General features: G+C 63.2%; 13 protein-coding genes. 2 read left to right on the top strand and 11 right to left on the bottom strand.

Going from position 1 to position 13102, the window contains the following annotated elements; genetic code table 11:
• The first annotated feature begins 66 nt into the window (after window positions 1–66).
• Window positions 67–1623 (top strand): VOC family protein, encoded by a 1557-nt coding sequence (locus ACTJKE_RS32515; RefSeq protein ID WP_113132158.1) that lies wholly within the window; start codon window positions 67–69, stop codon window positions 1621–1623.
• A 144-nt stretch (window positions 1624–1767) separates the two neighbouring features.
• Here the strand turns inward: ACTJKE_RS32515 and ACTJKE_RS32520 are convergent, their stop codons facing one another.
• From ACTJKE_RS32520 to speB, 11 genes are all read right to left on the bottom strand, one after another.
• Window positions 1768–2331: an NADPH-dependent FMN reductase gene (locus ACTJKE_RS32520; RefSeq protein WP_057249011.1), complete on the bottom strand. Its 564-nt coding sequence runs from the start codon at window positions 2329–2331 to the stop codon at window positions 1768–1770.
• A 222-nt stretch (window positions 2332–2553) separates the two neighbouring features.
• Window positions 2554–3507 carry a ring-cleaving dioxygenase gene (locus ACTJKE_RS32525; protein WP_440693530.1) on the bottom strand — a complete coding sequence of 318 codons (954 nt, stop codon included), beginning with the start codon at window positions 3505–3507 and terminating at the stop codon, window positions 2554–2556.
• A 180-nt stretch (window positions 3508–3687) separates the two neighbouring features.
• Window positions 3688–4467 carry a carbon-nitrogen hydrolase family protein gene (locus tag ACTJKE_RS32530; protein WP_440693532.1) on the bottom strand — a complete coding sequence of 260 codons (780 nt, stop codon included), beginning with the start codon at window positions 4465–4467 and terminating at the stop codon, window positions 3688–3690.
• The gene (locus tag ACTJKE_RS32535) at window positions 4464–5264 is read right to left on the bottom strand and encodes an ABC transporter permease (protein ID WP_057249008.1); all 801 of its coding nucleotides are present in this window, start codon (window positions 5262–5264) and stop codon (window positions 4464–4466) included. Before ACTJKE_RS32535 ends, ACTJKE_RS32530 begins: the two co-directional genes overlap by 4 nt.
• Window positions 5261–6115, bottom strand: a complete 855-nt coding sequence (locus tag ACTJKE_RS32540) for an ABC transporter permease (protein WP_058320742.1) — start codon at window positions 6113–6115, stop codon at window positions 5261–5263. Before ACTJKE_RS32540 ends, ACTJKE_RS32535 begins: the two co-directional genes overlap by 4 nt.
• The gene (locus ACTJKE_RS32545) at window positions 6112–7149 is read right to left on the bottom strand and encodes an ABC transporter ATP-binding protein (RefSeq protein WP_440693534.1); all 1038 of its coding nucleotides are present in this window, start codon (window positions 7147–7149) and stop codon (window positions 6112–6114) included. The genes ACTJKE_RS32540 and ACTJKE_RS32545 overlap by 4 nt, the downstream gene beginning before the upstream one ends.
• Before the next feature lie 121 nt (window positions 7150–7270).
• Window positions 7271–8350: an ABC transporter substrate-binding protein gene (locus ACTJKE_RS32550; RefSeq protein WP_057249005.1), complete on the bottom strand. Its 1080-nt coding sequence runs from the start codon at window positions 8348–8350 to the stop codon at window positions 7271–7273.
• 111 nt (window positions 8351–8461) lie between these two features.
• Window positions 8462–9109 (bottom strand): amino acid ABC transporter permease, encoded by a 648-nt coding sequence (locus tag ACTJKE_RS32555; RefSeq protein WP_057249004.1) that lies wholly within the window; start codon window positions 9107–9109, stop codon window positions 8462–8464.
• Window positions 9106–9774 carry an amino acid ABC transporter permease gene (locus ACTJKE_RS32560; protein ID WP_057249003.1) on the bottom strand — a complete coding sequence of 223 codons (669 nt, stop codon included), beginning with the start codon at window positions 9772–9774 and terminating at the stop codon, window positions 9106–9108. The genes ACTJKE_RS32555 and ACTJKE_RS32560 overlap by 4 nt, the downstream gene beginning before the upstream one ends.
• A gap of 61 nt (window positions 9775–9835) precedes the next feature.
• Window positions 9836–10630: a transporter substrate-binding domain-containing protein gene (locus ACTJKE_RS32565; RefSeq protein WP_065374415.1), complete on the bottom strand. Its 795-nt coding sequence runs from the start codon at window positions 10628–10630 to the stop codon at window positions 9836–9838.
• Window positions 10631–10714: 84 nt separating this feature from the next.
• Window positions 10715–11776, bottom strand: a complete 1062-nt coding sequence (gene speB, locus ACTJKE_RS32570; RefSeq protein WP_440693537.1) for an agmatinase — start codon at window positions 11774–11776, stop codon at window positions 10715–10717.
• A gap of 222 nt (window positions 11777–11998) precedes the next feature.
• Between speB and ACTJKE_RS32575 the strand changes: the two genes are divergently transcribed.
• Window positions 11999–13045, top strand: a complete 1047-nt coding sequence (locus tag ACTJKE_RS32575) for a LysR substrate-binding domain-containing protein (RefSeq protein ID WP_057249123.1) — start codon at window positions 11999–12001, stop codon at window positions 13043–13045.
• The last annotated feature ends 57 nt before the right edge of the window (window positions 13046–13102 follow it).

The raw sequence follows: 13102 nt of genomic DNA on the forward strand, positions 1-13102 counted from the left end.
CGCAGCGCTTCTGGTGCTGGCGCCGCGCTCCGTGTTTTGTGAGCAGAGACCAATGAGGAATCAAGAATGACGAGCGGCATCCACCACATCACCCTGATTGCCCGGAAGGTCCAGGCAAACGTCGATTTCTATGTGGGGTTCCTGGGTTTGCGCCTCGTCAAGCGGACGGGCGGATACGAAGACGCCAACCAGCTGCACCTCTTTTATGGTGACGCCGAGGGCTCGCCCGGATCGCTCGTCACCTTCCTGATGTGGGAGGACGGCGGTCGCGGCCGGGTGGGCCACAGCCAGCCGAGCGAAATCGCCTTCGCTATCCGGCCGGAGAGCATCGGCTTCTGGCTGACTCGGGCGCTGCAATTCAACATCGCCACCTCAGGGCCGTCGCAGGAGTTCGGCGAACCGGTGCTGCGCCTCAAGGATCCGGACGGCGTCATCGTCAAGCTCGTCGGCACCGAGGCGGTTTCGGCCACGGCTCCCTGGAGCACGCGCGATATCCCGGAAGAGGATGCGATCCGACGCCTGCGCGGCGCCACGATCCTTACCGAGAAGCCGGCAGAATCCGTTCGCTTCCTGAAGACCCATTTCGGTTACAGTGAAACGGCCTCCAGCGATACCATCCGTCGCCTCACCTCCGCCTCCGGCGACGTTATCGACGTGCGCGACGCGACTGGCTTCTGGACGTCTGCGCCTGGAACCGGGACGATCGACCACGTTGCTTTCCGCGCGCCGGATCGGGCTGCCGTGGAACAAGTGGGGGTCGACCTGCGACGCGATGGCGCCGGCGCCATCAACGCGCATGACCGCAAATACTTCTATTCGCTCTACGTGCGCGAGCCCGGCGGCTCGCTCTACGAACTGGCAAGCGACGTGCCCGGCTTCACCGTCGACGAACCCGAGGAAACCCTCGGCACCGAACTCTTCGTCCCCGCGCATTTCGGCGCCGCCAGGGAAGAATTGCTGCTCGCCATGCCGCAGTTCGCACTGCCGGGAGAACCGCGCCTGACGCAAAGGGATCTGCCCTTCGTGCACCGTTTCTACCATCCGGAGCACCTGAACGACCGCACCTTCATGCTGCTGCACGGCAGCGGCGCCAACGAGACGCAGCTCCTCCATCTTGCGCACCAGGTCGACCGCGAAGCGACACTCGTCGGCATTCGTGGCCGGGCGAACGAAGAAGGTTTGCCGCGCTGGTTCCGCCGCTATTCACCGACGACCTTCGACCAGAAGGACGTGCGCGCGGAGGCCGATGCCTTCGCTGCCTTCGTCGAGGGAGCCGAGGACGGCTACCGCATCGATCTCGAGAAGACCGTCTTCATCGGCTACTCCAACGGCGCCAACCTGCTGGTCGCGCTGATGCTCCTGCATCCGGGACTGATCCGCAACGTCGTGCTGATGCGCTCGATGCTCGTGCTCGACGATGTGCCGCCTCCTGATCTCTCGGGCACGAACATCCTGCTGCTGACGGGCCAGCACGACAGCTACGGAGAATTCGCGCCTCGCCTGAAGGCGGAGCTGTCACGCACCGGCGCGGATCTGACGACGACAGAACTCGACATGGGGCACGAGATCGGCGCACCTGATATTGCTGCAATCCAGCAATGGCTGGAGGAGAAGGGGCTGTAAGTCCCCCCGCCCCGCCTCCGACTGTCCGGCACCCCCTCTGGTCGGGCTTCACCCGAGCATCCATTGCCAAGCCGGTGCCGCATCGTGGATCCTCGGTCGAACCCGAGGATGACGAGAGCGTCGCGTTACGACGATGTCAGCCGCCTACGCTTCTTTTTCCGCCCTGGCAAAATCCGCGAACGCCTTGACGAAGGCTGCCAGTCGGTCGCGGGCAGCCGCATCCGTCAGCGTCCCCTCGTCGTCGAAAAGCGTGTCCGCTTTGGGCAACATCAGCCGCTTGCCCGACCAGAGCTCGGCACCGAGCGTGCGCATGACGGGCAGCCACGCGTTCTGACTGAGAATGGTGCCGAAATTGCCGGGCGAGGCGCCGGCGAGCGCGAAAGGTCGGTTGCGAAACACCTTGGCGATATCGGCCGATGGCCGGCTCAACCAGTCGATCGCGTTCTTGAACACGCCCGGAATGGAGTTGTTGTATTCAGGCGTGAACAGGATGACGCCATCGGCGGCCATCACCTGCTGCTTCAGAACCGTCACAGCCGGCGGAATACCGCTCTCTTTTTCGATATCGCCATCATAGAGCGGAATACCGTGCAGTGTCGCGGTGTCGAATTTGACGTCATCCGGCAGATTTTCCGCGGCCGCCCGCATCAGGCCCGTGTTGAACGACGCTTTGCGCAGGCTCCCGGATATGCCGAGGATTTTCGTCATGAGATCTGATCCTTCCTACTCTACAGGTCCTTGCGGGCGCGCCTCGACAAGGTGAGGGCGGGTTAAGGGCGGAAAGCTGCACATGTTTTCCTCACCCCGCTCTGATGCAGAACGCGACAGCCGTCATGATGGGTCCGTGCGCGACCGATGTCCAACGGGACCAGAGGGATAGAGACAAAAAAGCCGGGGACGAACCCCCGGCTTGTCGTTCGGACCAGACTGTTAGACCAGCGGCTTCAGCCGTGCCTCGATCTGGGCGCGCTTCGGCTCCAGGAACGGCGGCAGCGACAGGCTCTCGCCAAGCGTTTCCATCGGCTCGTCGACGGCGAAACCGGGACCATCGGTCGCGATCTCGAAGAGAACGCCATTCGGCTCGCGGAAATAGAGCGAGCGGAAATAGAAGCGTTCGACCTCGCCGCTCGACGGCAGGCGGAAGCCATTGAGACGTTCGGTCCATTCCGTCAGCGCCGCATTGTCGGGCGCCCGGAAGGCGACGTGATGCACCGCACCGGCACCCTGCCGGGCAATCGGCAGACCCGGCTGGACCGCGACATGCAGTTCCGCCGCGGGGCCGCCCTCGCCCATGGTGAAGACATGGACTTCGCCTTCACCATCCGGTGACGGATAGGTCCGGGCCTCGGTCATGTTCATCACGTGGGTCAGGACAAGCTGCGTGTTGGTGATGTCGGGCACGCTGATGGTGATCGGGCCGAGGCCCTTGATCTGGTGCTCGGCCGCAACCGGGCTCTTTTCCCAAGGATGCGAGGGCTGAAGTCCGCCGTCGTCGATCAGCCGGAAGCGCTGGCCTTCGCCGTCCTCGAAATCAAGCGAGATGCGGCCATCGATCTCGATGACGTCGCCGGCCGTAACCTTGAGTTCGTCGAAACGACGCTTCCACCAGCGCACGCTCTCGGCGCTACCAACCCGCAGACCCGTGCGCGAAATGCTGTGCGTGCCGCGGCCCTCGGGCCCGACCGGCCAGTCGAAGAAGGTCAGATCGGTTCCGGGCGTGGCGCGGCCATCGGCGTAGAAGAGATGGTAAGCGGTGGTGTCGTCCTGATTGACGGTCTTCTTGACCAGTCGCAGACCAAGCGTCTCGGTATAGAAGCGCAGGTTCTCCGGCGCGTTCGCGGTGATCGCCGTCAGGTGATGGATCCCAGTCAGTTGCAAGCTCATGATTGCCTCCAATGCGTGGCATTTCTGTTGAGCACCATATGGGATGTCGGATCGTTTCCGACAGTGGATCAATAAAGAACGGAACGTTCCCTCACGGTGAACAATCACCCCCGCATCGTCGCTGAAAAAGCACCTAGTTCATGGTTGCCACCAGCGAGATCGGGCGCAACCCGCACACCCTCAACGCCGATTGAGATCGCCGAGATAGGTGTTTTCAAGGCGGGAGATTGCATAGGCCCGCGGGTCGATCTCGACCAGCAGCATGGTTTCCTGCCCCGGGCCCGCCTTGGCAAGCACCTGTCCGTCGGGTGCCGCAATGCGCGACAGGCCGGCAAAGGAAAACAGCGGGTCCGAGCCGTGATGATTGATGTAGGCGACGAAGACCTGGTTCTCGAAGGCGCGCGTCTGGATCATGTGCTCGGCGATGAAGTCGCCGGACCAGCCGGCCGGCAGCGCCGTCGGCACCAGAACCGCTTCGGCACCGGCCAGCGCCAGTCGCCGGATGTTCTCCGGAAACTCAACGTCGTAGCAGATCAGCATGCCGCAGGTGACGCCGCGGTGGACGAAGAGCCGGGTCGACGGCTCCGGCGCGCTGAAGATTGCGCGCTCGTAGTCGCCATAGAGATGGGACTTGCGGTAGACGACCGGTGTCGCCTCGCCGTCGACATAGACGGCGCTGTTGTAGACGTCGTTGCCGTCGCGCTCGGCAAAGCCGGCGATGATCGCAAGGCCGGTTTTGGACGAAATCGCCTTGAGGCGCTGAACGATTGCACCATCGGGCGCCTCGGCGAGTGCCGTTAGCGCCTCGCCGACGCCGTAGCCGGTGACCCCGAGTTCCGGCGTCAGCAAAAGCGTCGCGCCTTCGGCCGCAGCCTCCTTGGCGGCGCGCGCGATGCGGTCGAGATTGGCGGCGACGTCACCCGCCACCGATTGCATCTGGAAGGCGGCGAGCTTCATCATTTTCCATCCGACGACATGGCGCCGAGCAGCTTCGGCAGGTCACCGAAGCGGGCGACGAGACCGAAGATCACCGCAGCCGTCGTGACGAAGAGAACCGTCACCGAAGCCATGGTCGGCGTGTAACCGTAGCGCAGCGCGTTGAAGATCTTGATCGGCAGCGTTTCGACCGTGAAACCGACCGTCATATAGGCAACGATGTATTCGTTCAGCGACAGCACGAAGGCGAAAGCGTAGCCCGAGACGATATAGGGCAGGATCAGCGGCAGCACGACGGTGCGGAAGATCGTGCGCTCATCGGCCCCCATGGTCGAAGCGGCCTCGACCAGCGAGCGGTCGATTGAGGTGAAGCCGAGCGAAAGGGTCACCAGCGGCAGCGTCACGAAGAAGATCGCGTGGCTGACCACCGCGGTCCAGGGCTGGCCGTAGAAGCCGACGGTTGCCCAGAAGGTGAGCATGCCGAGCGCGGTAATGACCGGCGGCAGCGTGAAGGGGGCGACGCCGAGAAGCTGGAAGATGTTCGCCCAGGGTGCGATACGCCGCCACAGAAACCAGGAGAGCGGGAGCGCGATCGCAACCGCAAGCGCTGCCGAAAGCACGGCCAGCGTCACCGAGGCAAAGAGCGCATTTCGCCATTCCGGATTGAGGAAGATCTCGCCATACCAGGAGAGCGAAAAGCCCTGGGGTGGAAAGGCGAGCGTCTGCTTCTGATTGACCGAGACGCCGGCAACGACGATCAGCGGCAACGACAGGAACAGGCCAATCAGGAAGAAATAGGCCTTGCGGAAGATCGAGGTCATGCCGCTTCTCCCTTGCGTCCGGCAATCACGGTGAGTGCCACGAGCCCGAGCGTCACGAGCACGAGGAAAACGGCCATGGCGGCGGCGAACGGCATGTTCGACTGGTAGATCGCCTGGTCGGTGATCAGCACCGACAACGTCCAGTGCTGCGGCCGGCCGAGAAGCTGCGGCAACAGGTAGGAGCCGAGCGCGAAGATGAAGACCATGATCAAGGTGGCTGTGATGGTGTTGCGAAGCGCCGGCACGACCACGGTGAAGAAGGCTTTGAGCGGCGAGGCGCCGAGCGTGCGCGCCGCTTCCGTCAGGGTCGGATCGAGACGCACAAGCGCCGGGAAAAGCACCAGCACCGTATAGGGGAAGGCCTGGTAGACCATGCCGGTCAGCACCGCACCAAAACTCGGCGTCAACGCCTTGGCCTCGGCCATTATGCCGAGCGCGACCAGGATATTGGTGATGCCGGCGGTGCGCGAAAACAGCGTCGACCAGGCAAAGCCGATGATGACTTCCGACAGCGACAGGATCGACAGAAGCGCCACCAGCCAGACGACCTGCACCTTCCGCGCCATGCGCGTCAGCATGTAAGTGAAGGGCAAGGCGAGCACGACGCAACAGATCGCCACGATGATGGCGAGCATCAGCGAGAAGCCGAGCACCCCGCCGAAGAAGACGGAGAGGAAGCGGGCGTAATTGTCGAAGACGAAGGCCGGCGTGTAGAAGCCGCCCTGCTGGCGCTGGAAGAAGCTGACGGCGATCATCGTGCCGAAGGGCACGACGAAGAAGATCGTCAGCATCGCTGCAGGAAAGAGGAGCGGCGCGTAGTCGCCGAGGGTCTGGGGCGGTTCGCGTCTCATTTCTTCAGCACCACGCAGACATCGGGAGTAAGCGCGATGCCGACCTCCTGGCCGACCGAAACGTCGGGCCGGGCGCGCGGCGTGGAGACGACGACGATCTGATGTCCGGCGATGTCGACGAAGGTTTCGATCGTGCCGCCGAGATCACGCACGAAGGTGACCTTGCCGGTGAGCGCGCCGGCGCCAGGGGCAGTCAGGTGCACGTCTTCCGGGCGCACCGACAGGGTGCCCTTGGCGGCACCGGCCGGCAATTCAAGGCCGGGGACCGCCTGGCCGAGAACGACGGCGCGGCCAGAGCTGTCGCCCGTAACATCGAGCAGGTTCGTCTGGCCGATGAAGTCGGCGACGAAGCTGTCGGCTGGTCGGCGATAAATCTCGATCGGCGACGCGGCCTGGCGGATTTCGCCACCGCTCATGACGACGACGGTATCGGCCATGGTCATCGCTTCGCGCTGGTCGTGGGTGACGACGATGGTGGTGATGCCGAGCTTCTGCTGAAGCTGGCGAAGTTCCACCTGCATCGCCTCGCGCAGCTTGGCGTCGAGCGCCGACAGCGGCTCGTCGAGCAGGAACAGTTTCGGCGAGATCGACAGTGCGCGCGCGATCGCCACGCGCTGGCGCTGGCCGCCGGAAAGCTTGGCGACGGGACGGTCGGCATAACCAGAGAGATGGATCATCGAGAGAAGCTCGTCGACGCGCTTCTTCTGGTCTTCCTTTGCCGCACCGCGGATGCGCAAGGGATAGGCGATGTTTTCGCCGACGGTCAGATGCGGGAATAGCGCCAGCGACTGGAACACCATGCCGAGATTGCGCTTGTGCGTCGGAACCCGGGTAATGTCCTCGCCGTCGAGCCGGATCGCCCCACCGGTCGGCAGGTCGAGACCGGCGATCATCCTGAGGAGTGTGGTCTTGCCGCAGCCGGAAGGTCCGAGCATGCAGACGAAGGTGCCGTGCGGCACCGTCAGGTCGACATTGTTGACGGCCCTGAAGGTTCCGAATTCCTTGACGACGTTTTGAAGGGCAAGTCCGGACATTGTTTCTCCGCGAGGATGGTCCCCTCCACCTCATGGGAGGGTTTCGGGCGGGGAGCGGCCGCAAGGCCTCTCCCCGTCGTTAGGTCGGTGGTTCTCCCCGATGACCGGGGAGCAGGCAGGATCAGCCGACGATCAGCTCGGTCCACTTCTGATTCAGCCAATCCGACTTCGTCTGGTAGAGATCGTAGCGCGGAACGATCGGCTCGATGTCGGACGAAACCGCTGCGAATTCCTTGTCGGTCAGATCCGTGACTTCGCGCTTGACGGTCGGCGACGTCCCGACCTTACGCGACAGCGTCGCCTGGATCGAGGGCTGGCACATATAGTCGATGAAGATATGGGCCTCTTCCGACTTCTGCGAGGCACGCGACAGCGCCCAGCAACCGGAATCCTGAATGCCGCCTTCCTTCGGGAAGGTCGAACGAACAGGATGGCCGTCGGCGGCGGCAAGGCCGGTCACGTCGTGATAGTACTGGCCCATCGGGATTTCGCCCGACTTCAGCGACTGCTCGAACTGCGCCTCATCGCGGTACCACAGGCGGACGTTCGGCTTCACTTCTGCGAGCTTCTCGAACGCCTTGAGCAGGCCCTCTTCCGTGTCGAGCGCGTTGGTGCCGCCCATGAAGGTCTTGGCCGTCACTTCGAGCAAGAACGAGTTGGAAACGAGTGCTAGAAGGCCGAGCTTGTCGGCATTCGCCGGATCCCAGAAGGCGGACCAGGAAGTCGGCGCTTCCTTGTAGACGTCGGTGTTGGTCACCAGCGTGATGTACCACGAGACGGCGCCGATGCCGGCAATGCGGCCATCCGGGTATTTATTGACGAAGCGATCGAGCAGGTCCGACGCGTTCTTGATCTTCGCCGTATCGATCGGCGTCCAGAGATCGGTCGACTGGCCTTTCAGCATTGCCACCTGCGACATCATCGAGACGTCGGCCGGCGCCTGGCCGGCGCGGGCGGCCTGTTCGAGCTGGACCAGCCAGGCTTCACCGGTCGGCTCGGCGATCGATTCGACCGCAATGCCGGTCGCCTTGGTGAATTCCGGGAAGATGTTCTTGTCGAACGAATCCTTGAAGTAGCCGCCATAGACGCCGACCTTCAGCGACTTGTCCTGCGCCCGCAGGATCGACGGCATCGCCAGCATGGAAGCGCCGGCAAAACCGGCGCCAAGCAGCGTGCGGCGCTTGATGGGAGTGGTGATCATTCTCGTTCTCCTTTTTTGTTTCGGCGTTGCCCGCCTCGTTCCCTGTTGTATTTGATTCCTTACATGTTTTCAGTCCGGGGCGCGATCAGGAGGCGCCCCAAAATCCGTGGCCTAGTGCGCCGGCGCCCTCCGCTCGAGCATGCGCGCATATTGCGTCAGCGGATAACACAGCACGAAGAAGATCACCGCAACCAGCCCATAAACCGTGAAAGGTTCGAAGGTTGCATTATTGATCGCATTGGCGGTTCTGAGAAGCTCCTCGAAGCCGATGATCGAGGTGAGCGCGGTGCTCTTGATCAACTGCACGAGGAAGCCGACGGCGGCCGGCCGGGTAATGGCGAAGGCCTGCGGCAGGATCACGAGGCGCAACTCCTGAAGCCGATGCAGCCCGAGGCTTGCACCGGCATCCCATTGCCCGCGCGGCAGCGCTTCCACGCCGCCACGCCAGATCTCGGCGAGATAGGCGCTGGCATAGAAAGTGAGCCCGAGTGCGGCTGCCGTCCAGGGTTCGATGCGGAAGCCCAGCATCGGCAGTCCGAAGAACATCAGGAAGAGCTGCATCAAGAGCGGCGTGCCCTGGAAGAGCGCGATGTAACCGGAACCGAAGCGGCGCAGCCACGGACGTTCCGAGATGCGCGCCGCGAGGATCGCGAGCCCGACCGCGGCACCGCCGGCGAAGGCGACGGCCGACAGAAGAGCGGTCCAGCGGGTGGCGAAGATCAGGTTGCGCAGGATGTCCCAGAAGGTGAATTCGATCATGACACGCCGGCTCCCAGCACACGCCGGCCGCCGGCAACGAAGAGCCGCCGGACGGCCATCGAGAGGGCGAGGTAAATCAGCGTGACGACGAAATAGGTCTCGAACGAGCGGAAGGTACGCGCCTGCAGGAGATCCGCTTCGTGCGCCAGTTCCCGCACCGCGATCTGCGAGACGACCGCCGATTCCAGCATCATGATGATGACCTGGCTGGTGAGCGCCGGGAAGATCACCTTCAGCGCCTGCGGCAGGATGATCTTGATGAAGACCTGTCGCGGTTTCAGCCCGAGCGCAAATGCCGCCTCGCTCTGCCCCTTCGGCACCGCATCGAGCCCGGCCCCGACGATCTCGGTCGTATAGGCGGCCATGTTGAGCGTCATCGCCACGATCGCCGCGACGATCGGGTCGAGGCGGATACCGAGGCTCGGCAGGCCGAAATAGATGAAGAACAACTGCACCAGAAACGGCGTGTTCCTGACGACTTCGACATAGACGGCCACGGCCTTGCGCAGCACGGCATAGCGGCTGCGGCGGGCGGCCGCGAAGAGAATGCTGATCAGGATGCCGAGCACCGTCGTGCAGGCGATCAGAAACACGGTCATAGCCGCGCCATGGGCGATTGCGCCCGCGGCGTCCTTGAGCCAACCGAAGCTGAGGCCGTAGCCCATCGTCGCAACCTTTCGAACAGGTCCGCGAGAAGCAGGGCTCCTCGCGGCCATCAGGCTCTAATTAGTCCTTGAGGTTGTCGGGGTTGAGCGGCGTCTTCAGCCAGGACTCGGAACTCGCGTTCAGCTTGCCATCGGCAAGCATCTTGGCGACCACGTCGTTGACCGCCTTCTTCAGGCCGTCTTCGTTCTTGTTGAGGCCGATATGCGACGGCGAAGTCAGAAGCTGGAACTTCTGCTCCGGCTTCAGCGCCTCCTGGCGCGCCAGCACCTGGGCGCCGACGTCATTGCCGACGACCATCAGCTGGGCCTGGCCGGAGATGAAGGCCTGGATCACGGCATTGTAGTTGTCGAAGCGCTGAATGTCGGCGTTGGCGGGAGCCGCCTCGGTGAGCGAGGTGTCCTCGAGCGTGCCGCGGTTGACGGCAATGGTCTTCTCGGCAAGGTCTTCCTTACCGGCGACCTTGAGCTCGGCCGGACCGATGACGGCGATGTAGTAAGGTGCGTAGGCGGCGGCGAAGTCGATCACCTCGGCGCGTTCCTTGGAGAAGCCGACGCTCATCAGGATGTCGACGCGCTTGTCGTTGAGATAGGGAATGCGGTTCTGGCCGGTGACGCTGACGAGGTTGAGCTTGACGCCGAGGTCGTCGGCGATCTGCTGCGCCACGTCGACGTCATAGCCCTTGATGCTCATGTCGGCGCTGGCCGAGGAGAAGGGCGGGAAGTCGGAGAAGATGCCGACATTGATCTGGCCGGCGGACTTGATATCGGCAAGTGCATCAGCCTTGGCGATGCCGGCGGCTGCACCGAGCATCAGGGCGGCAGCGAATGCTGTCTTCAGTTTCGAATGGATCGTCATGGTTATTCCCCTACCCGGAAGCTTTGTGATTGTGCAGTGGTGATCGGCCGCCATTTCCGGTCCAGCAGCCGACAAACGCTTGTCTCAGACGGACTTGCCGGTAATGGCCGGGCTATAGACCATCAGGCTCAGGATCTCGAAGAGCACCTGCGCGCCGGCGTGGGCCGTGTTGGTCGTCGAGTCATACTGCGGCGCCACCTCGACGACGTCGCCGCCGACGAGGTTGATGCCCTTGAGGCCGCGGATCAGTTCCAGTACCTCGCGGGTCGTGAGACCGCCCACTTCCGGCGTGCCGGTGCCCGGCGCAAAGCTCGGATCGAGGCTGTCGATGTCGAAGGAGAGATAGGTCGGGCCGTCGCCGACGATCTTCTTCGCCTTCTCGATGATTGCGGGAATGCCGAGGCCGGTCACTTCTTCGGCGTGGATGACGGTCATGCCGGACTCGTAGGAAAACTCCCAGAGATATTCGGCCGAGCCGCGAATGCCGATCTGCACGACGCGGGTCGGATCGAGCACGCCGTCAAGCACGGCGTTGCGGAACGGACCGCCGTGGTGGAACTTGGTGAGATCGTAGGCGCCGCCGGTGTCGCAGTGGGCGTCGATGTGGATCATGCCGACCGGACGCTTCTTGCCGACCGCCTTCAGGATCGGATGGGTGATCGAATGGTCGCCGCCGACCGAGAGCGGAAGAACGCCGGCATCAACGATCTGGTTGATGCGCTTTTCGATATCCTCATGGCTGAGCTCCAGCCGGTAGCGGCTCTGGAACGGTACGTCACCGATATCGGCGACACGCAGTTCCTGCACCGGGGTGCAGCCAAGCACGTGGTTATAGGGGCCGATGCGCTCGATCGTACGCAGCGCCCGCGGTCCGAACCGCGAGCCCGGACGGTTGGTGACCCCGAGATCCATGGGAATGCCGACAATCGCCACCTGAAGATTGCCGAAATCCGGGTTCTCCGCATCGACCGGCATATGCGGCGCGGTCAGGAAGGTCGGGATGCCGGAGTAAGGCGCAAGCCGCGTTCCGCTCTTGTTGAAGATCTTGTCGGCAACCTTGCGGAAGGTGGGGTCGAACAGCTCGCCGCCATGGCTTTCGCCGTATTTCGCCTTCAGTTCGGCAAGCTTGTTGTCGTCCCAGGCCATCGGTTCAATCCTCCGTCATCCATAGCCCGAGGCATGCGCGCGAGGCGCCACAGAATTTTGTCTGCGGATGGGGCCGGCTCGTCCGGCGCGATCATGTTCCCCAGGCTTTTTGCCTTTGTTGACGATTATTAGGCGGCAATTCCCCTAGAAAATCAATTGACATTGTTATAGCGTTTCGTGTGAGAAAAATTCACATAACAGCAATTACCGGAACCGCTCGATTTGTCCAGCCGCCTGCCGCCCTTGAACCCTTTGCGCGCCTTCGAAGCGACGGCGCGACGGGGCTCCGTATCGGCTGCAGCGCGTGAGCTGAACGTCACCCACGGTGCGATCAGCCACCAGATCCGCGCGCTTGAACTCTCGGTCAAGGCGGCCCTCTTCGAACGGGGCGGCAAGCGGCTGAAGCTGACGCCGCAGGGCGCGCTGCTCCTGCCGGCCGTCACCCATGCCTTTGCCGAGATCGCCGCGGCGACGGCGGCGATGACGCGTCCGACGACGAGCGGCGAACTGCGCATCACCTGCGTTCCCGCACTTCTCTCCTTCTGGCTGATCCCGCGACTGCATCTCTTCACCGAACAATATCCGGACGTGCGCCTGACGCTGATCGCTTCCAATGACGAGGCCTATCTGCATTCGCCCGATGTCGACGTCTGCCTGATCTATGGCGATGGCAACTGGTCGGGCGCCTGGGCGAAGCTCTGGAGCCGGCTGGAGCTTTTTCCGGTGGTGAGCCCGACACTGCTCAACATGCGGCCGCTGCGCTCCGTGCGCGACCTGCGCGACCACGTCATGCTGCATGGCGACGATGGACGCGAATGGAACACCTGGCTCGCCGCAGCCGACGCCAGCGACCTGCAGCGCGGGCGGCAACATTTCATGAGCGACGCGCGGCTCTCGACCGAAGCCGCGCTGCACAATCAGGGCGTAGCACTCGGCGATACCATCACCGCCGGTAGCCTGATCGCGCGCGGCGAATTGATCGCCCCCTTCGACCTGACCGTGCCTGCCAACGATGCCTTCTTCGTCGCCTGCCGCAACGAGGTGCTGGCCGCCCCGATCGTGCGCATCTTCATCGACTGGATGTTTTCGACGCTCGAAAGCGACCCTATGCCGGAACTGCAGACTTCGGCCCGCACGATTATTCGCAGCCGGGCCTCGAAATTGGAGCCAACAGATCGTAAATCGGGCAAGGACAGCTTTCAGCCGGTCTCGGCGCCGAGCCGCGCCCGCCGCGCCGATCGCCCGCAGAAACGTAAAGCCAAGGCCTGAGGCAGGATGAGGAAAATGTACGCGGTTTTCCGCCCGCATCCTGCTTCAAACCATCGT

Origin of the sequence: Ensifer sp. 22521 (genome assembly GCF_052044795.1) — a bacterium.
Lineage (GTDB): Bacteria > Pseudomonadota > Alphaproteobacteria > Rhizobiales > Rhizobiaceae > Ensifer.